This is a genomic window from Agromyces sp. Y782, assembly GCF_059445405.1.
This window is the reverse complement of sequence record NZ_JCAIUG010000002.1, coordinates 942,327-963,385: the sequence shown is the minus strand read 5'-3', so window position 1 is coordinate 963,385 and position 21,059 is coordinate 942,327. Positions and strand designations below refer to the sequence as shown.

The 21,059-nt window shown below is 68.3% G+C and carries 22 protein-coding genes, 1 tRNA gene and 1 other RNA gene; 9 read left to right on the top strand and 15 right to left on the bottom strand.

The annotated features are described in order from the left end of the window. Positions 1–83: 83 nt before the first annotated feature. Both AC1C2S_RS18725 and AC1C2S_RS18720 read right to left on the bottom strand, forming a co-directional pair. On the bottom strand, positions 84–554 hold the full coding sequence (locus tag AC1C2S_RS18725; protein WP_495354105.1) for an NfeD family protein: 471 nt from the start codon (positions 552–554) through the stop codon (positions 84–86). Between the two features lie 135 nt (positions 555–689). Further along, positions 690–1,457, bottom strand: coding sequence for a hypothetical protein (locus AC1C2S_RS18720; RefSeq protein WP_495354104.1), 768 nt, complete (start codon positions 1,455–1,457; stop codon positions 690–692). Between the two features lie 85 nt (positions 1,458–1,542). On the opposite strand from AC1C2S_RS18720, the gene AC1C2S_RS18715 reads away from it, so the two are divergent. Beyond that, positions 1,543–3,333: a bifunctional 3'-5' exonuclease/DNA polymerase gene (locus tag AC1C2S_RS18715; protein WP_495354103.1), complete on the top strand. Its 1,791-nt coding sequence runs from the start codon at positions 1,543–1,545 to the stop codon at positions 3,331–3,333. Here the strand turns inward: AC1C2S_RS18715 and AC1C2S_RS18710 are convergent. Then, positions 3,312–3,956, bottom strand: coding sequence for a PadR family transcriptional regulator (locus AC1C2S_RS18710; protein WP_495354102.1), 645 nt, complete (start codon positions 3,954–3,956; stop codon positions 3,312–3,314). The genes AC1C2S_RS18715 and AC1C2S_RS18710 overlap by 22 nt on opposite strands. 172 nt (positions 3,957–4,128) lie before the next feature. Between AC1C2S_RS18710 and AC1C2S_RS18705 the strand changes: the two genes are divergently transcribed. Beyond that, positions 4,129–4,650 (top strand): DUF3145 domain-containing protein, encoded by a 522-nt coding sequence (locus tag AC1C2S_RS18705; RefSeq protein WP_495354101.1) that lies wholly within the window; start codon positions 4,129–4,131, stop codon positions 4,648–4,650. Between the two features lie 154 nt (positions 4,651–4,804). Here AC1C2S_RS18705 and AC1C2S_RS18700 read toward each other — a convergent pair whose 3' ends face one another. From AC1C2S_RS18700 to aceE, 6 genes are all read right to left on the bottom strand, one after another. Beyond that, positions 4,805–6,040, bottom strand: a complete 1,236-nt coding sequence (locus AC1C2S_RS18700) for a beta-ketoacyl-[acyl-carrier-protein] synthase family protein (RefSeq protein ID WP_495354100.1) — start codon at positions 6,038–6,040, stop codon at positions 4,805–4,807. An 80-nt stretch (positions 6,041–6,120) separates the two neighbouring features. Continuing rightward, positions 6,121–6,369, bottom strand: a complete 249-nt coding sequence (locus tag AC1C2S_RS18695) for an acyl carrier protein (RefSeq protein WP_495354099.1) — start codon at positions 6,367–6,369, stop codon at positions 6,121–6,123. A gap of 68 nt (positions 6,370–6,437) precedes the next feature. Next, positions 6,438–7,442: a beta-ketoacyl-ACP synthase III gene (locus AC1C2S_RS18690; protein WP_495354098.1), complete on the bottom strand. Its 1,005-nt coding sequence runs from the start codon at positions 7,440–7,442 to the stop codon at positions 6,438–6,440. A gap of 28 nt (positions 7,443–7,470) precedes the next feature. Further along, positions 7,471–8,391 carry an ACP S-malonyltransferase gene (locus AC1C2S_RS18685; protein WP_495354097.1) on the bottom strand — a complete coding sequence of 307 codons (921 nt, stop codon included), beginning with the start codon at positions 8,389–8,391 and terminating at the stop codon, positions 7,471–7,473. A 91-nt stretch (positions 8,392–8,482) separates the two neighbouring features. After that, positions 8,483–9,697 carry a PucR family transcriptional regulator gene (locus AC1C2S_RS18680; protein WP_495354096.1) on the bottom strand — a complete coding sequence of 405 codons (1,215 nt, stop codon included), beginning with the start codon at positions 9,695–9,697 and terminating at the stop codon, positions 8,483–8,485. Between the two features lie 11 nt (positions 9,698–9,708). Further along, positions 9,709–12,435 (bottom strand): pyruvate dehydrogenase (acetyl-transferring), homodimeric type, encoded by a 2,727-nt coding sequence (gene aceE, locus AC1C2S_RS18675; RefSeq protein WP_495354095.1) that lies wholly within the window; start codon positions 12,433–12,435, stop codon positions 9,709–9,711. 172 nt (positions 12,436–12,607) lie between these two features. Here aceE and AC1C2S_RS18670 point away from each other — a divergent pair, with 172 nt between their 5' ends. Next, on the top strand, positions 12,608–13,063 hold the full coding sequence (locus AC1C2S_RS18670) for a peroxiredoxin (RefSeq protein ID WP_495354094.1): 456 nt from the start codon (positions 12,608–12,610) through the stop codon (positions 13,061–13,063). 39 nt (positions 13,064–13,102) lie between these two features. Here AC1C2S_RS18670 and AC1C2S_RS18665 read toward each other — a convergent pair whose 3' ends face one another. Then, positions 13,103–13,804 (bottom strand): hypothetical protein, encoded by a 702-nt coding sequence (locus tag AC1C2S_RS18665; protein WP_495354093.1) that lies wholly within the window; start codon positions 13,802–13,804, stop codon positions 13,103–13,105. A 55-nt stretch (positions 13,805–13,859) separates the two neighbouring features. Between AC1C2S_RS18665 and AC1C2S_RS18660 the strand changes: the two genes are divergently transcribed. Further along, positions 13,860–13,932, top strand: a tRNA-Val gene (locus AC1C2S_RS18660). Positions 13,933–14,117: 185 nt separating this feature from the next. Here the strand turns inward: AC1C2S_RS18660 and AC1C2S_RS18655 are convergent. The 3 genes from AC1C2S_RS18655 to AC1C2S_RS18645 all read right to left on the bottom strand — a co-directional run bounded on the left by AC1C2S_RS18655 (position 14,118) and on the right by AC1C2S_RS18645 (position 15,533). Then, complete coding sequence (locus AC1C2S_RS18655; RefSeq protein WP_495354092.1) at positions 14,118–14,360, bottom strand: hypothetical protein; 243 nt, start codon at positions 14,358–14,360, stop codon at positions 14,118–14,120. Next, positions 14,357–14,671 (bottom strand): ArsR/SmtB family transcription factor, encoded by a 315-nt coding sequence (locus AC1C2S_RS18650; protein WP_495354091.1) that lies wholly within the window; start codon positions 14,669–14,671, stop codon positions 14,357–14,359. The genes AC1C2S_RS18655 and AC1C2S_RS18650 overlap by 4 nt, the downstream gene beginning before the upstream one ends. 193 nt (positions 14,672–14,864) lie before the next feature. After that, positions 14,865–15,533 carry a helix-turn-helix transcriptional regulator gene (locus AC1C2S_RS18645; RefSeq protein ID WP_495354090.1) on the bottom strand — a complete coding sequence of 223 codons (669 nt, stop codon included), beginning with the start codon at positions 15,531–15,533 and terminating at the stop codon, positions 14,865–14,867. 137 nt (positions 15,534–15,670) lie between these two features. On the opposite strand from AC1C2S_RS18645, the gene AC1C2S_RS18640 reads away from it, so the two are divergent. From AC1C2S_RS18640 to rnpB, 4 genes are all read left to right on the top strand, one after another. Next, positions 15,671–16,900, top strand: a complete 1,230-nt coding sequence (locus AC1C2S_RS18640) for an NAD(P)/FAD-dependent oxidoreductase (protein ID WP_495354089.1) — start codon at positions 15,671–15,673, stop codon at positions 16,898–16,900. A gap of 193 nt (positions 16,901–17,093) precedes the next feature. Next, positions 17,094–17,912 (top strand): Nif3-like dinuclear metal center hexameric protein, encoded by an 819-nt coding sequence (locus AC1C2S_RS18635; protein WP_495354088.1) that lies wholly within the window; start codon positions 17,094–17,096, stop codon positions 17,910–17,912. Positions 17,913–17,968: 56 nt separating this feature from the next. Then, positions 17,969–18,706 carry a zinc ribbon domain-containing protein gene (locus AC1C2S_RS18630; RefSeq protein WP_495354087.1) on the top strand — a complete coding sequence of 246 codons (738 nt, stop codon included), beginning with the start codon at positions 17,969–17,971 and terminating at the stop codon, positions 18,704–18,706. Between the two features lie 86 nt (positions 18,707–18,792). Next, positions 18,793–19,170, top strand: an RNA gene (rnpB, locus tag AC1C2S_RS18625) — RNase P RNA component class A. A gap of 40 nt (positions 19,171–19,210) precedes the next feature. Here rnpB and ppgK read toward each other — a convergent pair. Both ppgK and map read right to left on the bottom strand, forming a co-directional pair. After that, complete coding sequence (gene ppgK / locus AC1C2S_RS18620; RefSeq protein ID WP_495354086.1) at positions 19,211–19,963, bottom strand: polyphosphate--glucose phosphotransferase; 753 nt, start codon at positions 19,961–19,963, stop codon at positions 19,211–19,213. A 35-nt stretch (positions 19,964–19,998) separates the two neighbouring features. After that, positions 19,999–20,862 (bottom strand): type I methionyl aminopeptidase, encoded by an 864-nt coding sequence (gene map, locus AC1C2S_RS18615; protein ID WP_495354085.1) that lies wholly within the window; start codon positions 20,860–20,862, stop codon positions 19,999–20,001. A gap of 11 nt (positions 20,863–20,873) precedes the next feature. Between map and AC1C2S_RS18610 the strand changes: the two genes are divergently transcribed. Next, positions 20,874–21,059 (top strand): SPOR domain-containing protein, encoded by a 186-nt coding sequence (locus AC1C2S_RS18610; RefSeq protein WP_022894454.1) that lies wholly within the window; start codon positions 20,874–20,876, stop codon positions 21,057–21,059.

Here is a 21,059-nt window from a genome sequence, read left to right as displayed (position 1 = left end):
TCCTATCGGGAGAAGGGGTGGTGGGGCAGGGGCAGGGGGAGTGGAGGGTTGGTGCAAATTGCCACCCGAGAGCAGCCGTGAGGTCAGTCCGCGACGACCTTCACGCGGCTGCCGACGTGTTCGGTGACGCGGATGCGTGTACCTTCGCCGATCGGCTGCTCGGAATACGCGAGCCGGCGTTCGACCTCGCCCGGGCCGTCGAGACTCACCTCGCCGCCGGCGGCGGAGATGTCCGACCTCGCGACGCCCGAGAGCCCCGCGGCCGATGCCGGCGCGCCATCGGAGCTGCGGGTGAGATTGCGAATGGCGAGCACGCAGAGCCCGTAGGCGACGGCGGCGAGCACGATCGAGAGCACGTACACCCAGACCAGTTCGAGCCCCATGCTCGAGACGAGGGCGCCGGATGCACCGAAGACCACCATGCCCACTGCCAATGCAGTGCCCGAGAGTGCGCCGTCACCGATGTCGAGGTGGTCGAAGATGTCGCCGAGCACCAGTGAGATGAGCAGCAGCACGAGGCCGATGCCTCCGACGATGATGAACGGAAGGAGCATCGAGTGCCTCTCTGCGCGCGAAAACCCGGGCCGGAAGGGGCGCTCGGGTCCACTCACCCTATCGGGAGGATTGCTCGCATGCACCAACTCTTCTCGGTGGATCGCCGGGAGTATGCCGTGCCGGGCATCGTGGGCTCAGCCGGCCACCTCATGCCGGATAGACAGGGCGTCGATCGCAGCGTCGCCGCGGATGCGCCGCATGATCGCGATGACCTCGTCGACCGCGGCTATCGTGAGGCTCCGGCAGACGACGCTGTGCGCACCGAGCGGGCCCAAACCGCCCGCCCGAATTCTGATGACCTCCCAGTCGACCTCACGGAGCGCCTCGTCTTTCTCGAGGTCGGAGGCCTCTTTCAGGCCGAGATGCGCTCCCCGCGATCGACCGGGATCGTCGTACTCGACGGCGATGCGCACTTGCGGCACCAGGATGTCGGGCCAGACCTCCTGCTTGCCGTAGAACATGCGGGCGATGCGCACTGCGTTGACGCGATGGTGCAGACGGATGCGCTGGCCGAGGAGCAGTCGCAATCGCTGCTCGACGCGTGAGGTGCCGACCTTGAGCCCCGGCTTCATGAAGGCGAGACCGGCCTCGCGGAGTGCTGCCGGTGCTGCAGCGTTGGCCCGGCACTTCACACAGCTCGGACCGGTGAGCACCTCGCTCACCGTCGCCGGGTAGCGGTCGTGCCCGCGACGGCACCGCCATTCGTAGCTCGCGCCGATGCGCGTCTCGCGGGCGAGCGCGGCTCGTTGCGACGGTACGACGCGGGTGAGCAGTTCGGCGCGCGAACGCTGCGTCTCGTGCACGAGCATGCAGAGCGGGCAGACGCGAGCGAGCGACACTGATTCCGGTGCGCCGGCATCGGCACCGTGGCCGCACCCGAAGCTCACCGCGACCATGTGCACTGCCGCATCTCGTTCATGCAGACGATCCTGTCGTCGACCACCGACATCCGTCGCCGATGTCGGTTGCAACCGGGAGAATGGGACGATGCGGATCGTTGTCGGTGCGATGGGGCCAGGCCTGGTCGGTTTCGTCGATCCGTCGGTTTCGAACGAACCCTTCGACGCGGTGACGCTCGAAGAACTTCCGAGTGCGGTGCGCGCGCTCGAGTCACGACACCCGCGGTGGGTCTGGGCCGACACCCGCCGGTGGTACCCGCGCCTGCTCGCCCAGGGCGTGCGAGTCGAGCGCTGTCACGACCTCGTCCTCGCCGGGGCGATCCTCGACCACTCGACCACGACGGCCGCGGTTCGCGGCACCGGCGAGCTCGCGAGACCGGCCTGGTTGCCCGCCGGCCCCGCTGAGGCCGGGCAGTCGGTCGGCTTCGCACCTGCGGCATCCGCTGCTCGTGCAGCTCTCTTCGACCTCGGCGATTTCGAGGGCGAGACGGATGCCGCCGGGCTGACCGAACTCACCGGCCCGCGTGACGTGCTCGGCGTGCCGGTCGCAGAGATCCTCGCCGAGCACTCCAGGCAGCTCGCCCTCGTGACGGCGTCCGAACGGCCCGGCGCACTTCGGCTGTTGCTCGCGGCGGAATCGGCCGGCGCACTCATCGGCGCCGAGCTGCACGCCGCGGGCCTGCCGTGGCACCGCGGCGTGCACGAGCGCGTGCTCGAGGGTGTGCTGGGTCCGAAACCCGCTCCAGGACGCAAGCCTGTTCGCATGGAGGAGCTCGCCGTCCGGGTGCGCGCGGCGCTCGGCGCGCCATCAGTGAATCTCGACTCGCAAGCGGCGCTGCTGAAGGCACTCCGCGGGGCCGGCATCCAGGTCGAGTCGACCAGCAGATGGGAGCTCCGCGAACACGAGCATCCGGCGATCGAGCCGCTCGTCGCCTACAAGAAGCTCGCCCGACTGCTCAGCGCGAATGCCTGGGCGTGGCTCGACGAGTGGGTGATCGATGGCCGGTTCCGTCCCGACTACGTGCCGGGCGGAACGGCGACCGGCCGTTGGGCGACCGCCGGCGGGGGAGCGCTGCAGCTGCCGAAGAACGTGCGCAGCGCCGTCGTGGCCGACCCCGGCTGGGTGCTGGTCGTCGCCGACGCCGCCCAACTCGAACCGCGCGTGCTCGCCGGTCTGGCGCGTGACGAGTCGATGGCCGAGGCGGGGCGAGGCCGCGACTTCTACAGCGGCATCGTCGGGGCCGGTGTCGTCGAATCGCGCGACGAGGCGAAGGTCGCGATCCTCGGCGCCATGTACGGCGCGACCACCGGCGAGAGCGGCCGGCTCGTGCCGCGGCTCGCGCGTGCGTACCCTCTCGCCATGGCGCTCGTCGATCGTGCTGCCGCCGATGGTGAGCGCGGGTCCAGCGTCACCACACTGCTCGGCCGCTCCTCGCCGCTGCCGGGCGAAGACTGGCGATCGACGCAATCGCTGGCCAGCCAGCCCGAAGCGACAGCGGCCGACGAACGCCGGGCTCGCGCGCGCGCACGAGACTGGGGTCGCTTCACGCGCAACTTCGTAGTGCAGGGCAGCGCGGCCGAGTGGGCGCTCTGTTGGATGGCCGCCCTGCGCTCGAAACTCTCCGCGATCGCCCTCGCGGCACCCGACCCCGGCGAGAGCGCGCACCGTTCCGGCATCGCGTTCGAGAAGGTGCCACATCTCGTGTACTACCTCCACGACGAGATCATCGTGCACACTCCGCGCGAACTCGCCGACGACGTTGCCGCGGCCGTCACGGAAGCCGCGGACGCGGCGGGCCGCCTGATGTTCGGCGAGTTCCCCGTCGAGTTCCCGCTCGACCTCGCGATCGTCGACAGTTACGAACTGGCCGACGCCTGATCCCCGGCGGTCACCGACGGCGCCGTTTGCGCCGCCGGCCTGCGGCCGCGCCGAGGTCGTTCCATGCGTGGCGCGAACGCGAGCTCATGCGTTGCGAGCACCGATTCGACCTCGTCGAACCAGGCGAGTGCCGCTCCGGCGCGGGCGCGCTCGGCTGCGGCAGCGAGCGCGCCGAGCCTCGCGGCCGCGGTCGCATCGGCATCGAGTGCGCTCGCATGGCCGTCGAGCGTCGAGCGAGCGGATGCCGCAGCCCGGCGATCCTCCCAGCGGCGACGCTCTGCGGCGACGATGCTGCCGGCATCGACGCCGGGCAACGACGCGGCGATGAGCACCCGATCGATCGACTCATCCCACGGGTCGCTGCCCGAGGCATCCGTGCCGTTGAACCATGCCGTGGTGGCGGCGGTGCCGTCTGCAGTCGATCGGTACAGCGGGAGGCCGTCGTCGGTCGCGCCGGCGGATTCGACGAGCCCCTGCTTGCCGAGGCGCTCGAGGGTCGCGTAGCTCTGGCCGACGTTCACGCTCCGACGGCCGCCGGTGCGTTCAGCGAGATCGCCGTGGAGCTGGAATCCGTACCCCGGACCAGCAGTGAGCAGGGCGAGCAGTGCATCGCGTACGGCCATGGACTCTCCGATCAGATGTGAACGTCTCACTGAGTATATGGTTCCGAGTCTTGTCAATGAGGCTGATGCGGGGCATAATCGGCGGTGACGGCTCGCTCGTCGACAATCGAATACCGGTCATCCGTCCGTCAGAGGTCGTTGGGGAAGACGCACCTCAAGAACGGAGATCGAGATGACGAAGAATGCCACGCGGGCTGTGCGCGCCGCGCGAGGTGTGCTGTTCGTGCACTCCTCGCCGAGGGCGCTGTGCCCGCATGTCGAGTGGGCGGCCGGCAGTGCCTTGGGCACGCCGGTGAACTTCGACTGGAGCGAGCAACCGGTGTTCCGAGGCGCGATGCGCGCGGAATTCTACTGGGAGGGCGAGGCCGGCAGCGGTGCGAAGCTCGCGTCCGCGCTGCGCGGCTGGGAGCAACTTCGCTTCGAGGTGAGTGAAGACCCCACTCCCGGCTCCGACGGCGCCAGGTGGATGCACACGCCCGAACTCGGCGTCTTCTACGCGCAGACCGACACGGCCGGCAACACCGTCGTGCCCGAAGACCGAATCCGCTACGCGATGGAGGTCGGCGGCACCGACCCGATCGAGTTGCACCGCGAGCTGCGACTCGCGCTCGGGCAAGCGTGGGACGACGAGCTCGAGCCGTTTCGTCACGCGAGCGACTTCGCTCCGGTCGTCTGGTTGCACCAGGTGGGCTGAGCGAGCCTCGGTCCGCCGGCGGCGTGACGCGAGGTCGGAGGAACGATCCCGGCAGCGCGCGAGCGAAACCCTCGGACCGTGCACGAGAGAAGACCCCGGCGCGATGGCGCGACCGGGGTCTTCTCATTCGTGCATCGTCACGCGGGCTTTTCGCCTACGGGGTGCGGATCGCGATGACCGCGTTGTGCCCGCCGAACCCGAACGAGTTGCTGATCGCAAGCTGCGGGCCGTCGGCGAGCGGTTGCGGCTCACCGGAGACGAGCAACGGGATGTCGGGGTCCTGCGTACTGATGTTGATCGTCGGCGGAGCGACGCGGTGCTGGAGCGCGAGGATCGTGAATACCGCTTCCAACGCACCGGTACCGCCGAGCAGGTGACCGGTCGAGGCCTTCGTCGCGGAGACGGGGATCTCGCGCACGCGGTCGCCGAACACGCCCGCGAGTGCCGTGTACTCGGCGATGTCGCCGACCGGCGTGCTCGTGGCGTGCGCGTTGATGTGGGTGACCTCATCGGGAGTGGCACCGGCCTGTGCGAGCGCATCGAGCACGGCGCGGCGCGCGCCTCGGCCCTCGGGGTCGTTCGCCGTGATGTGGAACGAGTCCGCGCTCACGCCACCGCCCGCGAGCTCGGCGTAGATGCGGGCGCCGCGCGCGAGCGCGTGCTCCTCGGTCTCGAGCACGAGGCTCGCAGCACCTTCACCCATGACGAAGCCGTCACGGTCGACGCTGTACGGGCGCGATGCGTGAGCCGGATCGTCGTTGCGACGCGAGAGTGCCTGCATCGACGAGAACGATGCGAGCGTGATCGGGTGGATCGCCGACTCGGAACCGCCGGCGATGACGACGTCGGCGAGACCCAGCTGCAGGTGCTCGTAGGCGTTCGCGAGCGACTCGGTGCTCGAGGCACAAGCCGAGGCGACCGTTCGAGCGAACGCGCGCGCCTCGAAGTGCATCGAAATGGCTGCCGCCGCGGCGTTCGGCATGAGCATCGGCACGGTCATGGGCAACACTCGACGCGGGCCGCGCTCACGCAGCGTGTCCCAGGCGTCGAGTAGTGTCCAGATGCCGCCGATGCCGGTGGCGTAGTCGACGCCGAGTCGCTCGGGGGCGACCTCGGGTGCGCCGGCATCGGCCCACGCCTCCTTGGCCGAGATCAGCGCGAACTGGCTCGAGGGATCGAGCCGCTTCGCGACCGGGCGCTCGAGCACCTCTTCTGGGCGCACCTTCGCCTCGGCGGCGAAAGTGACGGGCAGTTCGAGTTCGGCGACCCACTCGTGTTCGAGCGTGCGCGTGCCGGATTCGCCGGCGAGCAGGGCATTCCAGCTTTCGGGGGCGGTGCCGCCGAGCGGCGAGGTCGCACCGATACCGGTGATGACGATCTTCTTGGTCATTCGAGAAACACTCCGATGGAGAGAACGGTCATGCTGAACGAGCGGGCCGGGCAGAGGCGCCGGCCCGCTCCACGCAGCTGCTAGGCCTGGGCCTTGACGATGAAGTCGACGGCGTTGCCGACGGTCTTCAGGTTCTTGACCTCTTCGTCGGGGATCTTCACGTCGAACTTCTCTTCGGCGTTGACGACGATGGTCATCATCGAGATCGAGTCGATGTCGAGGTCGTCGGTGAACGACTTGTCCAGCTCAACCGTGTCGGTTGCGATGCCGGTCTCGTCGTTGATGAGCTCGGCCAGGCCGGCAAGCACTTCTTCGGTGGACGATGCCATTGTTCTTCTCCTTGTGGGGGTGTCTCGTTTGACCGAGAGACAGTCTAGATGGACAAGGGGGAGGCGGTTCAGGGAAGAACCACCACTTGGGCGCCGAACACGAGTCCGGCGCCGAAGCCGATCTGGAGGGCGAGGCCTCCGGAGAGTTCAGGGTGCTCTTCGAGCAGGCGGTGCGTCGCGAGCGGGATCGACGCGGCGGAGGTGTTGCCCGTCGTCTCGATATCGCGGGCGATCGCGACCGTCTCGGGCAGCTTCAGCTGCTTGGCGAATTCGTCGATGATGCGCATGTTCGCCTGGTGCGGGATGAACGCCGCGAGATCGGCTGACGTCACGCCCGCGGCATCCAGAGCCTGCTTCGCGACCTTCGCCATGTCCCAGACGGCCCAGCGGAAGACCGTCTGGCCCTCCTGACGGAGCGTCGGCCACTCGGCGTTGCCGTCACGGAACTCGGTGAGTGTGCTGTTCATGCCGACGGCACCCGCCTTCGACCCGTCGGAGCCCCAGATGGTGGGTGCGATGCCGGGCGTGTCGCTCGGGCCGATGACGACCGCGCCGGCGCCGTCTCCGAGCAGGAACGAGATGCTGCGGTCGGTCGGGTCGACGACGTCGGAGAGCTTCTCGGCGCCGATCACGAGTGCGTAGTGCGCCGCTCCGGTACGGATGAGCGCGTCGGCCTGCGCCACGGCATATGCGTAGCCGGCGCACGCGGCGTTCGTGTCATAGGCCGCCGCAGGGTTCGCACCGACCCGGTCGGCGACCACGGCCGCCATCGACGGCGTCTGCTGCACGTTCGAGATCGTGGCGATGATCACGAGGTCGATGAGCTCGGGTGAGACCCCAGAGCGTTCGATCGCCTCGACGGCAGCATCCGTTGCGAGGTCGATGGCTGGCACGTCAGCCCCGGCGCGCGCACGGGTGACGATGCCCGTGCGTTGCTGGATCCACTCGTCAGACGAGTTGATCGGGCCGACGAGGTCGTCGTTCGGTACCGCGTTGGCGCCGCGCGCGGCACCGATCGAGTAGATGCGGGTGTACGCGGGCCCGTGGGACTGCTGCAGGGTCGGTCTCGTCATGCTCGGCTTTCTCGTGTCATTCGCCGGCTCAGGCGTGCTGCTCGATGAGCGCGATTGCCGCCGGCAGGTCGTCGGGAGTCTTCACGGCCACGGTCGGCACACCCTTGAGCGCGCGCTTGGCGAGGCCGACGAGGGCTCCTGCGGGGGCCACTTCGATGATGCCGGTGACGCCGGCGGCAGCGAAGGACTCCATGCAGCTATCCCAGCGTACGGGCGAGGAGACCTGGCCGACGAGAAGATCGAGGAAGGCTGCGCCGGATGCGACGGGGCTGCCGTCGCGATTCGTCCAGAGCGGGAGCACGGGGTCGGCCGGGGCGAGGCCGGAGGCGACGTCGGCGAGGCGCTCGACGGCCGGACGCATGTATCGCGTGTGGAAGGCCCCCGCCACCTGGAGCGGGATCACCCGCGCGCCGGTCGGCGGCTCGGCCTTCAGCGCCTCGAGGGCGTCGAGGGCGCCGGCGACCACGATCTGTCCGCCGCCGTTGAAGTTCGCGGGCTCGAGGCCCAGTTCGTCGAGCCGGGGGAGGAGGTCCGTCTCGACCGCACCGATGACCGCGCTCATGCCGGTCGGCACGAGGGCCGCGGCATCCGCCATTGCACGGCCGCGCTCGGCGACGAACCGGATCGCATCAGTGTCGCTCAACACGCCCGACCCGGCCGCGGCCGTGATCTCACCCACCGAGTGACCGGCGATACCGCCGATGCGGGCCCCGCGACCATCTGCCAGGAGTGTTTCAAGCGTGAGGATGCCGGCCGCGACGATGAGCGGCTGGGCGATCGAAGTGTCGCGGATCGTGTCGGCGTCGGCTTCGGTGCCGTAGTGGGCGAGGTCGAGCCCCGCGGCATCCGACAGCGCCGACAGTCGCTCGGCGTAAGCCGGTTCTCCGAGCCAAGGGGAGAGGAAACCAGGGGTCTGGGAGCCCTGTCCAGGGCAGACGACGACGATCACCACACCAGTCTGCCAAGATGACGACCCGCTCGGGTGTGCACACGCGACAAGCTCTTCGCGAAAGCCTTGTACAGACGGTACAGAAGTCGTGTCAGCTCTGCGTGCGGCGACGAGGCGGATGCTCGTGATCGCTCATCGAACCGATGATGAGCGCCGACTGCAGGATGAGCGCCTCGCGCGCGCCCGTGGCATCCCAACCGATGACGTCGGAGACTCGCTTCAGGCGGTACCGCACGGTGTTGGGGTGCACGAAGAGCTCGCGCGCGGTCGCCTCGAGCGAACGGCCGTTGTCGAGGTAGCTCCACAGGGTCGTCAGCAGCTCGGTGGAGTGCGCCTGCAGCGGCCGGTAGATGCGGTGCACGAGCGTCGCCCGCGCGAGCGGGTCGCCGGCCAGTGCGCGCTCGGGAAGGAGGTCGTCGGCGTGAACCGGGCGCGGGGCGTGCCGCCAAGAGCGCGCAACCGCGAATCCCGCAAGCGCCGCCTTCGCACTCTTCGATGCGTCGACGAGGTTCGGCACCGCATGACCGAGCACGAGGTGCCCGGGCCCGAAGTGCGGTTCGAGTTGGTCGGCGATCTCCATGAAGGTGAGGGCAGGGGCGGTGCCGATCGACTCGTCGGCCTCGCGGGCGAGCGGATCGGCGCGCCCGATGACGAGCACGAGCCGGTTGCCCTGCACCCCGATGAGCACATCGGCGTGCATGTGACGTGAGGCTCGACGCACATGGTCGACATCGAGTTGCTTCGGCGCGGTGCCGACGAGCACCGACACCTCGCCGTGACCGTGCCAGCCCAGCGCGGCGATGCGGCTCGGCAGCTCGTCATCGGCCTCGCCCGAGAGGATCGAGTCGACGACGAGCGCCTCGAGCCTCGCGTCCCAGAGCCCTCGGGCTTCCGCCGCGCGCGCATACACGTCGGCCGCCGCGAACGCGATCTCGCGCGAATAGAGGAGAATCGCCTCGCGGAGCAGCTCGCCGCCGTCTTTGACGCGGTCTTCGACGACCTCCACCGTCACGCGGATGAGCTGCAGCGTCTGCTGCAGGCTCACCGAGCGCAGGAGCTCACGTGGGGCGGCCCCGAAGACATCGGCTGCGATCCACGGGGTCGACCGCGGGTCTTCGAACCAGGCGATGAACGAGGAGATGCCGGCTTGGGCGACGAGGCCCACCGCGGAGCGGCGACTCGGCGGCATGTCGCCGTACCACGGCAAGGTGTCTTCGAGTCGTTTGAGCGTCGCAGTGGCGAGCTCGCCCGCGATGGTCCGCAACCACGCGAGCGTCTCCGCCTTCGTCTTGGGCTTCGTCGCCACCTCGTCGACCGCTAGCTCTCTCCGCCGGCCGATCCGGTGGTGCCGGCATTGACCTCGTGCAGCCGGTACTTCGCGATCGCCTGGGCCGGGAGTGAGCGGTCGACCTCGCCGCGGTCGGCGAGCAGCTCGAGCGTGCGCACGACGACCGACGGGCCGTCGATCTTGAAGAAGCGTCGCGCTGCGGGCCGTGTGTCGGAGAAGCCGAAGTCGTCAGCACCGAGCGTCGCGAACGGGCCGGGCACGTAGGCACGGATCTGGTCGGGCACCGCGTGCATGAAGTCGGAGACCGCGACGAACGGGCCGCGCGCCCCGGCGAGCTTCTGCGTGAGGTACGAGACGCGACGCTCGGCATCGGGGTTCAGGAAGTTGTGCTCGTCGGCCGCGAGGCCGTCGCGGCGCAGCTCGGCCCAGCTGGTGACCGACCACACGTCGGCCGACACACCCCAGTCTTCGGCGAGCAGCCTCTGCGCTTCGAGGATCCATGGCACCGAGACGCCGGAGGCGAGCAGTTGGGCCTTGGGCCCGGCGGCGTCGGACTCACCGAGACGGTGGATACCGCGCACGATGCCGTCGACGTCGACACCCTCGGGTTCGACCGGCTGCACGAGCGGCTCGTTGTAGACGGTGATGTAGTACATGACGTTCGGGTCGGCGTGGTTGCCGCCGTACATGCGCTCGAGGCCCGAGCGCACGATGTGCCCGATCTCGTACCCGTAGGCGGGGTCGTACGAGACGACGGCCGGGTTGGTCGACGCGAGCAGCGGCGAGTGCCCGTCGGCGTGCTGCAGTCCTTCGCCGGTGAGCGTCGTGCGGCCTGCGGTGGCGCCGATGATGAACCCGCGGGCCATCTGGTCGCCGGCCGCCCACATGGCGTCGCCCGTGCGCTGGAAACCGAACATGGAGTAGAAGACGTAGACCGGGATCAGCGGCTCGCCCTGGGTCGAGTACGAGGTGCCGACGTTCGTGAAGGCCGCCATCGCGCCGGCCTCGTTGATGCCGACGTGCAGGATCTGACCCTGCGGGCTCTCTTTGTAGGCGAGCAGGAGTTCGCGGTCGACCGAGGTGTAGTGCTGGCCGTTCGGGTTGTAGATCTTCGCGGTCGGGAAGAACGCGTCGATGCCGAAGGTGCGAGCCTCGTCGGGGATGATCGGCACGATGCGGTGACCGAAGTCCTTCGAGCGGATGAGGTCTTTCAGCAGTCGGACGAACGCCATGGTCGTGGCGATCTCTTGAGTACCGGAGCCCTTCTTCGCGATCGCGTAGGCCGAGTCGTCGGGCAGCGAGATCGCGGTGTGGTTCGACCGGCGCTCGGGCAGATACCCGCCGAGTTCGCGACGACGCTCGTGCAGGTACTGGATCGCCTCGTCGCCCTCGCCCGGGTGGTAGTACGGCGGGAGGTACGGGTTCTCCTCGAGCTGCGCGTCCGTGATCGGAATGCGCATCTGGTCGCGGAAGGTCTTCAGGTTGTCGAGGGTCATCTTCTTCATCTGGTGGGTCGCGTTGCGACCCTCGAAGGCAGGACCCAGGCCGTAGCCCTTGATCGTCTTCGCCAGGATGACCGTCGGCTGGCCCTTGTGCTCGCTCGCGGCCTTGAATGCGGCGTAGACCTTGCGGTAGTCGTGACCGCCGCGCTTGAGACCCCACACCTCGTCATCCGAAAGGTGGGAGACGAGCTCGAGGGCGCGCGGGTCGCGACCGAAGAAGTTCTCGCGCACGTATGCACCCGACTCGGCCTTGTACGTCTGGTAGTCGCCGTCGGGGGTGACGTTCATGAGGTTGCGCAGTGCGCCGTCGTGGTCGCGGGCGAGCAGGTCGTCCCACTCGCGGCCCCAGACGACCTTGATGACGTTCCAGCCCGCACCGCGGAAGAAGCTCTCGAGCTCCTGAATGATCTTGCCGTTGCCGCGTACCGGGCCGTCGAGTCGCTGCAGGTTGCAGTTGACGATGAAGTTCAGGTTGTCGAGGCCTTCGTTGGCGGCGACCTGCAATTGGCCGCGGCTCTCGACCTCGTCCATCTCGCCATCGCCGAGGAACGCCCAGACCTGCTGGTCGCCGGCATCTTTGATGCCGCGGTTGGTGAGGTACTTGTTCGTCTGCGCCTGGTAGATCGCGTTGATCGGTCCAAGACCCATCGACACGGTCGGGAACTGCCAGAACTCGGGCATGAGGCGCGGGTGCGGGTACGACGAGAGACCGTTGGGCGCGTGCGACTTCTCTTGGCGGAAGCCGTCGAGCTGGTCGCCCGTGAGGCGCCCCTCGAGGAAGGCACGGGCGTACGGCCCGGGGGAGGCGTGGCCCTGGATGAAGATCTGGTCGCCACCCGACGGGTGGTCTTGACCGCGGAAGAAGTGGTTGAAGCCGACCTCGTACAGCGAGGCGCTCGAGGCGTACGTCGAGATGTGCCCGCCGACGGCGATGCCCGGGCGCTGCGCGCGGTGCACGAGCACGGCGGCGTTCCAGCGGATCCACGCGCGGTAGCGGCGCTCGATCTCTTCATCGCCGGGGAACTCGGGCTCGTTCTCGGGGGCGATCGTGTTGAGGTAGTCGGTGGTCGGCACCATCGGCACGCCGAGGTGCAGCTCTTTCGAGCGCTTCAGGAGGCTCAGCATGATCTCTCGCGCACGCTGGTGTCCCTTCTCAGCGACAAGCGCATCGAGGGACTCGGCCCATTCGGAAGTCTCTTCCGGATCGGCGTCCATCGCCTCGACCGAGTAAGGATCCTGGTCGTTGACAGTCACACTCGACCTCTCTCTTCAGCAGATCATGCCTGCGGGTGTGGGACGTGCGCACGCCGAATGGGCCGGTTCGCGGCCGGGTGGCACCACGCCATCCTAGTGATTCTATGCCTGCAACGTGGAGGCTAGGCTGAGGCCTCGATTCGACCGAACGTCCTGGGAGGGAACCCGTCTCGTGATCCTCGCCACCGGCGCCGCAGCGCCTGATTTCACCCTTCCGAACCAGTTCGGCCAGCCCGTGAGCCTCGCCGGGTTTCGCGGCCGAGCGGTCGCCGTGGTGTTCTTCCCGCTCGCGTTCTCGGGCCTCTGTCGCAGCGAGCTCTGCGAGTTGCGCGAGAACATCGCCATGTTCGAAGAATCGGATGTCGCACTCCTCGCCGTCTCGGTGGATTCGAAGCACACGCTGCGGGCGTGGGCAGAACGCGAGGAGTACGGCTTCGCGTTGCTCTCCGACTTCTGGCCGCACGGAGCTGTTGCGGCATCCTTCGGTGCCTTCGACGACGCCACGGGCCTGGCCGACCGGGCGACGTTCGTGCTCGGTGCCGACGGCGTCATCGCGGCGAGCTTCGCGACGCCCCGGGGCGAGGCGCGCTCCCTCGAGCAGTATCGGCACGCACTCGCTTCGCTCTGAGCCGAGCTCGGTGCATCCGCTCGATTCTCGCGTTCGCACTCACGCGAGGATGTTGACCGATCGGGCGATGACGAGGGCGAGGATCAGGAAGCCGCCGAACGCCTGCAGCGCCATCAGGAGCTTGAACCGCGGCGACAACGGCATCGCGTCCGTCGCACTGAACGCCATCGAGTTCGACAGTGCCGAGTAGAAGTAGTCGACGAACCGCGGCATCCAGTCGTGCACGACGGACGATCGGGCTGCGACCTCGCTGACGGCGTCGTCGTCTTCGTCTTGGGGGAACCGGAAGTCGGCGGGCGGGAGGTCGGCGCGAGCCTCCATGGTGCGCATGACCGGGCCGCCGCGGTCGAGCTCCCAGTAGAGCAGCGTGAACCCGATGACGTTCGCGACCCAGACCTGTACCGCAGCAAGGAGCAGACCGTGCGCGTCGTCGACCCCGCCCGCAGCAAGCGTGACGAGCAGGAGCACGATGGTGAGCTGGTTCGCGATCACGAGCCCGCCGGCGAGGGCGATCGAGACCCACTTCGTGAACGCAGAGCGCCGGGTGAGCCGGTGCGGATTCGTGACCACGAGCGGCACCAGGAGCGCCACGCCGAAGACGACGACGATGAAGCGCTGCGCACCGAGGAATTCGTTCGGCAGCGCCGCGTACAGAGCCAAGGCGATGACGAGCGCGACGACGGAAGGCCAGCGGTGCTCGGTCGGCGTGCTCCGGCTCGGATGCTGCAGCATCGGCTCCATGGCCGTGAGTCTAGGCAGCCCGCGATAACATGGCTGTGCGCCGCGCGCAGCACGCGGGCCTTTAGCTCAGTTGGTAGAGCGCCACGTTTACACCGTGGATGTCGTCGGTTCGAGCCCGGCAGGGCCCACCCAAGCGTCGTTGTTCACACCAACGACGTTCCCGGGCCGAGTCCCCGATTCCGTGTCTTGCCCGATCATCCCTCTTCGTCGCACTCGTCTCGTTGAGAATTGGGAGGACGCAGCCAGCTGAGCTCGCCTGGCGGCATCGGCGCACCCGCGGCGCCATTGGTCTCCTCTCGGCGTCCGAACGCCACTACACCGGGATGTCGTTGAGCGCCTTCTCGATGGCGGCCAGGCGCGAATCGATGCGGTCGAGGCGCTCGGCGATCGCCGTGTTCGCGGCTGCGCTCGCTGCGAGAGCCTCGGTGAGTTCCGAGCTGCCCTGCGCGATCCGTTCCTTCGACTTCCAGGAAGTACGGACGAGTATGTAGACGAAACCGAACACCAGCACGATGAACGGGATCAGGAGGTAGATGGTCGGAAGATCCTCGTTCATGGTCGGATGTTCTCGCTTTCCTGTTGTGCGGCGACGGCTTCTGCGAGCGTCTCCGCGGTGAGTGTGAGTGTGAACGGCAGCAGTTCGAAGAGCTTGAGCGCTTTGCCGTCGTCGGACATCTCGAGATGCCCGGTCACGAATCCGGTCTCTTCGAGCTTGGTGAGGTGCATATAGAGGAGTGCGCGTGACATTCCCATCCGCCTGGCGAGCTCACTGACGTGGAGCGTCTCCGTCGAGAGGATCGCAATGATGCGCATGCGCTGCGGACTCGCGATCGCTGCGAGCGTGGCACTCAGCTTCTCGGTGTTCACGCGTGAATCCTGCACATGTCATTAAAATATTGCATGTGCAGGATTTATGCAAGTTGTCGATCGCGTATTGAGTGCATTCCTGCTACGACCGAGGTCGAGGCATCCGGATGCCTCGGCGTGAGCGAGACCCACCGGAGCACCTCGGCCGCGATCGACTCAAAGGCGAACACGATCCGTGGGTCAGCGCGGTTCGTTAGCGTGGTGCGTCGGCCACGAGTCGCACGCAGCAATACCCGTCGCGAGGCGCGGGGTCCACCCGGCGCATCTCCCCGGCGCCCTCGGCTGCGCCGCGCAGGAGGGCCGCGTTCGCGCTGCAGATCGTCGAGGTGTGATTCCGGGCCACTCGGCGGAAGGGACAGTTCGTCAGCAGCATCCCGCCATCGCCGTCGTCGACAGGCCCGTAGCCGAGGCGCTGCAGCACTTCGGTCATCGAGTCGGAAGCGGCTCCGAGCGCCCGGCCGAGCTTGGCAGAGACGCGATCGAGGGTCGGGCGGATGGGCTCGCCGGTGCGGTCCGACTCTTCGACAGCCCTGGTCAGGAGCTCGGCCGCGAGGTCGTAGTGACGCTCGGGCACCGAGACCACGAGTTCGCCGGGGACGGGTCGATAGAGCTTGGCCGGCCGACCGGCCCCAGGGCCCGACCTGCCGTTGCGTCGCTGGAACTCCGCGACGAGCAGGCCCGCCTCGACGAGTCGGTCGAGATGGAATGCGGCGGTTCCGCGCGTCATGCCGAGAGCGGTCGCCGCATCGTCGCGACCGACGGGCTCTGGATGCCGCGCCACGAACTCGAGCAGGGCCCGTCGCTGCGGGTCTGCGATCGCGGCGACGGCGACCAAGTCGTCGAGACGCGTGGAGTCATCCATGAGACACATGGTACCTCTAAAACAGTGCTTCTCGACAGAAGAAGCGAACTCTAAAACGGCGACGATTGACTTAAGAAAACCGCACTCCTACAGTCGGAACGAGAGGTGCGATCGAGTCGCACGAGAGACGGGTGATCGTGACCACGACGCCGAAGTTCGTGATCGTCGGTGCCGGCCTCGCCGGAGCCACGGCGGCCAAGACCTTGCGAGACGAGGGATTCACCGGCCACATCGACCTGATCGGTGCGGAGGCGCACCACCCGTACATCAGACCGCCGCTGTCGAAGGACTACCTCGCCGGCGACGCCGCCCGCGACTCGGTGTTCGTCGAGCCATCCGCGTGGTACCCGGAGCACGACATCGAGCTGCACCTCGGCACCTCGGTCATCCGACTCGATGCATCCGCACAGAGGGTGGAGCTCGATTCCGGCGACGTGATCGACTACGACGCACTGCTGCTCGCAACGGGGTCGCACGCCCGCCGCCTCGATGCTCCGGGCGCCGACCTCGAGGGTGTGCGCACCTTGCGCACGCTCGACGACTCGGAGGCGCTGCATGTCGAGCTCGCCGGCGGCGGCAGAAGACTCGTGCTGATCGGCTCGGGCTGGATCGGCATGGAGGTCGCGGCGACGGCGCGAACCCTCGGCAATGAGGTGACCGTGCTCGAACGCGACCCGATTCCGCTCGCGAATGCACTCGGCGACGAGCTCGGCAGCATGTTCGCCGAATTGCACTTCTCGCACGGCGTCGGCCTCAGGCCGTCCGTCATCGTCGACTCGATCATCGGGGAGGCCGGCCGGGTCACCGGAGTGCGCCTCGAAGGCGGTGAGGTGATCGATGCCGAACTCGTGCTGGTCGGTATCGGCGCGATCCCGAACCTCGATCTCGCCCGGGGTGCCGGGGCCACGATCGGCTCCGGTGTGCTCACCGACGCGGCGCTCCGCACCGACGTGCCGAACGTCTACGCAGCAGGCGACATCGCCGAGGCCTACCACCCGCTCGTCGACCTGCGCCTCCGAAGCGCGCACTGGGCGAACGCATTGCACGGCGCCGTTGCCGCCGCAAGATCCATGCTCGGGCAGCCGGTCTCCTACGACGACATCCCGTACTTCTACACCGATCAGTACGACCTCGGCATGGAGTACTCGGGGTTCGGGCCGCTCACGCGCGGCGCCGACATCGTCTACCGGGGCGACCGGGCTCGCCGCGAGTTCATCGCGTTCTGGCTCGCGGAGGGTCGTGTCGTCGCGGGCATGAATGTCAACGTGTGGGACGTCAACGAGGCCGTGCAGGGCATCATCAGGCGCGGCGATCGGATCGATCCGCAGCGTCTTGCCGACGAGCGAGTGCCGTTGGAGGAGCTGTGAACGCGAGAGGCGACCGCGACACCAGCACCGAGGCAAGCGCCGTGCCGCCGCACCTCTCGCCGACCGCGGCACTGGTCGCCGCGGGCATCAGCATCTGGCTCGACGATCTCCCGTGAGCGGATCCTCAGCGGCGGCCTGCAGCGCCCCATCGCCGAACGGAACGTCGTGCCAACCGCGAAGGTAGGCTGAACGGGTGACCGCCAGCCTCGCCGACCTCCTGACGACGACCGATCGTCTCTGGCCGATCACAGGCGCCGAGTCATGGGATGCCCCAGGCCTCGTGACCGGCGATCCCGCTGCAGCGGTGCGCCGTGTCGTCCTGACCGTCGACGCGGTCGCCGAGACCATCGACGAGGCCCTCGCCGAGCGAGCAGACCTCATCATCGCCCACCACCCGCTGCTCCTGCGCGGGGTGACGTCGGTCGCCGAAGACCGCTACAAGGGTTCGCTGCTCGCGAGGCTGATCCGGGCCGACTGCGCGCTCGTCACCGCGCACACGAACGCCGATGTCGTCGACGAGGGCACCTCGGCGGTGCTCGCCGAACGCTTGGGCCTCGTCGGGGCGACCCCCATCGTGCCGTCGGCCGATCCGGGCACTGGACTCGGCCGTGTCGGGCGGCTGCCCGAACCCACGACCGTCGGCCGACTGGCCAGACGACTCGCCGAGATCCTCCCGCCGACGGCGACCGGTGTGCGCGTCGCCGGCGGATTCGATGATCGGGTCGAGACCGTCGCCGTGTGCGGTGGCGCCGGCGATTCGTTGCTCGGCGATCCCGCGGTGCGAACGGCCGACGCCTACATCACCGCCGACTTGCGCCACCATCCGGCCTCAGAAGCGCGGGAGCAGGCGAAGCTCACGGGCGGGCCGGCCCTGATCGACGTCTCCCACTGGGCGAGCGAGTGGCTCTGGCTCGACACTGCTGCCGAGCAGCTCCGCGCCGTGCATCCCGAGCTCACCGTCATCGTCTCCGAAACTCGCACCGACCCCTGGGACTTCCAGATCGTGCAGTAAATCAGCACCACCGACCACCGTCCTCACCGACGACCCGATCCCACGAGGAGCACTACGTGAAGGCCAGCCCCGCCGAACAAGAACAGTTGCTGCGGCTCCAATCCATCGACACCAGGTTGACGCAACTCGCTCACCGGCTCGGCACGTTGCCGCAGGCGGGCCCGCTCGCCGAGCTCGCCGCTCGTGACCAGGCGGTGCGGGGCAAGCGGGCCGAAGCGATCGGCGCCCTCGAAGACGCGCAGGTGGAGCTGAAGCGCCTCGAGTCCGACGTCACCGTTGTCGAGGCGCGCATCGTGCGCGACGGCGATCGCCTGCAGCACACCTCATCGGTGAAGGATGTCTCGGCGCTCGAATCCGAACTCGCATCGCTGCGGCGGCGCTTGAGCGACCTCGAAGAGCAGGAACTCGTCGTGATGGAGCGGGTCGAAGAGGCCGAGGTGGCCGTCTCCAGCATCGATCTGCAGCGCGCGGCGATCGACGCCGACGTAGCGAAGCTCGAAGCCGAACGTGACGAGGCCGCCGGAGGGCTCGGCGTCGAACGCGAGCAGACCGAGCGTGATCGCGGGGTCGTCGCCGGCGGCATCGCCGAGCCGCTGCTCGCCTTCTACGAACAGCGTCGAGTGCGCGGCGGGGGAGTCGGAGCCGCCTTGCTCCAGGCGCGCACCTGCGGTGGCTGCGGCATCACGCTGACCGGCTCCGATCTCGAGTCGGTGCGCCGTGCGGCCCCCGATGATGTCGTGCAGTGCCCCGAGTGCGACCGCATCCTGGTGCGCACCGAAGAGTCGGGTCTCTGACCGCGCACAGTCCGAGACGGCGTGCGACGGGGGCGGATGCCTCGGCGATCCGCCAGCGTCCGCGGCCGGTAGACTCATGGTGCGAGTGGGTCGGCAAGACGGTCGCGTCGCACGGTTTCGATCGTGCGCCGAGGAACGTCCGGGCTCCACAGGGCAGGATGGTGGGTAACACCCACCCGGGGCAACCCGCGAGACAGTGCCACAGAAAGCAGACCGCCCGGTGCGCAAGCACCGGGTAAGGGTGAAACGGTGGGGTAAGAGCCCACCAGCGGCCGCGGTGACGTGGTCGGCTCGGTAAACCTCGTCCGGAGCAAGGTCAGACAGGGAACGATGGGGCTGCCCGTCCCGTTCCCGGGTAGACCGCTGGAGGGCTGCGGCAACGTAGTCCCGAGAGAGATGGCCGTCCAGCCGGTGTCGCGCAAGCGCCCGGTGAACAGAACCCGGCGTATCAGCCGGCCCACTCACACCGCGGCATCGTCGAACGGTGAATGCGAGCGCCGAGACTCAGTGCGCGGCGAGCGACGCGGCCCCGAGGATGCCCGCGTTGTTGCGGTGCATCGCGGGAACAATCGGCGTCTGCAGTTCGAGCAACGGCAGGAACTGCGGGTGGTGCTTCGAGACACCGCCCCCGACGACGAAGAGGTCGGGCGAGAACAGGAACTCGACGGCTGCGTAGAACCGTTGCAGTCGGGCCGCCCAGTCCTGCCAGCCGAGCGATTCCCGTTCCATGGCGGAGTACGCGGCGCGCTTCTCGGCCTGCACGCCGTCGACCTCCATGTGGCCGAGTTCGGTGTTCGGCACGAGCACGCCGTCGTAGAGGAATGCCGAGCCGATGCCGGTACCGAGGGTCGTCAGGATCACGAGACCCTCGGCGTCGACCGCGGCGCCGTACCGGGATTCGGCGTACCCCGCGGCATCCGCGTCGTTGATGAAGTGGATCTCGCGACCGAAGGTGTCTTCGAACAGCTGCTCGGCCGGCAGGCCGATCCACTCGCGTGAGATGTTGGCCGCCGACAGCGTGCGCCCGTGCTTGACGACCGCCGGGAAGCACACGCCGAGGGGGAGCGCATCGCCGAACTCGTTCGAGAGTGCGTCGAGCAGCTCGCCGGTCGCGGTCAGGATGTCGGCAGGGCGACCGCCCTCGGGAGTGGCCACCTTGCGGCGCTCGGAGACGAGCTCTCCGCTGGCGAGGTCGACGACCGCGCCCTTGATACCCGTGCCGCCGATGTCGATGCCGATCGCGTGCTCAGTCGCCATATTTGTCACACTATCGCGGGTCGTTCGGGTGGTGTTCAGGGAAGTGTCAGGATCTCGGCGCCGTGCTCCGTGACGACGAGGGTGTGCTCGAACTGAGCGGTGAGGGAACGGTCGCGCGTGACGACGGTCCAATCGTCGGCCCAGACATCCCATTCGGTGCCGCCGAGGGTGAGCATCGGCTCGATCGTGAAGACCATGCCCACCTCGATGACGGTGTCGTATTCGGGCGCGTCGTAGTGGGGGATGATGAGCCCCGAATGGAATGCCCTGCCGACGCCGTGGCCCGTGTAGTCGCGCACCACCCCGTAGCCGAACCGTTTCGCGTACGCCTCGATCGCGCGACCGACGACGTTGATCTGCCGACCGGGTGCGACGGCACGGATGCCTCGGCGGAGCGCTTCCCTCGTGCGCTCGACGAGTTGCGCGGCCTCCTCGCTCGCCTCGCCCACCAGGAAGGTGTGATTGAGGTCGCCGTGCATGCCGTCGAGGTAGGCGGTGACGTCGATGTTGACGAGGTCGCCGTCGGCCAGCACGGTGTCGTCGGGGATGCCGTGGCAGATGACCTCGTTGACCGACGTGCAAGAGGACTTCGGGAAGCCGCGGTAGCCGAGCGTCGACGGATAGGCGCCGTGGGCGACCACGTGCTCGTGCACGATGCGGTCGAGCTCGTCGGTCGTCACGCCGGGCCGGATCGCGGCCGACGCCGCCTCGATCGCGCCTGCGGCGACCCGCCCCGCCGCACGAATGCGGTCGACTTCCTCGGGGGAGTAACGGTCGCCGCCACTGTAGGGCGCCGGCGCCCGCTTGCCGACGTACTCGGGGCGTGCGATCGAGGCGGGCACGGTTCGCGTCGGCGACAAGCGGCCGGGAATCAGGTGGCCGGAGGCGTCCTTGGGCATAGGATCAGCCTATGGCCGAGGATGTCGAACACATGTTCTGGTACAACCTGCGCACCGGTGAGGTGGAGCAGGGATTCGAGTCGCCCTCGACCGACCGGGTTGGCCCGTTCGAGACACGCGCCGAGGCGGAGCGGGCACTGGACATCCTGCGTGCGAACAGCGCGAAGTGGGCCGAAGAAGAAGCCGCCGAAGACTGA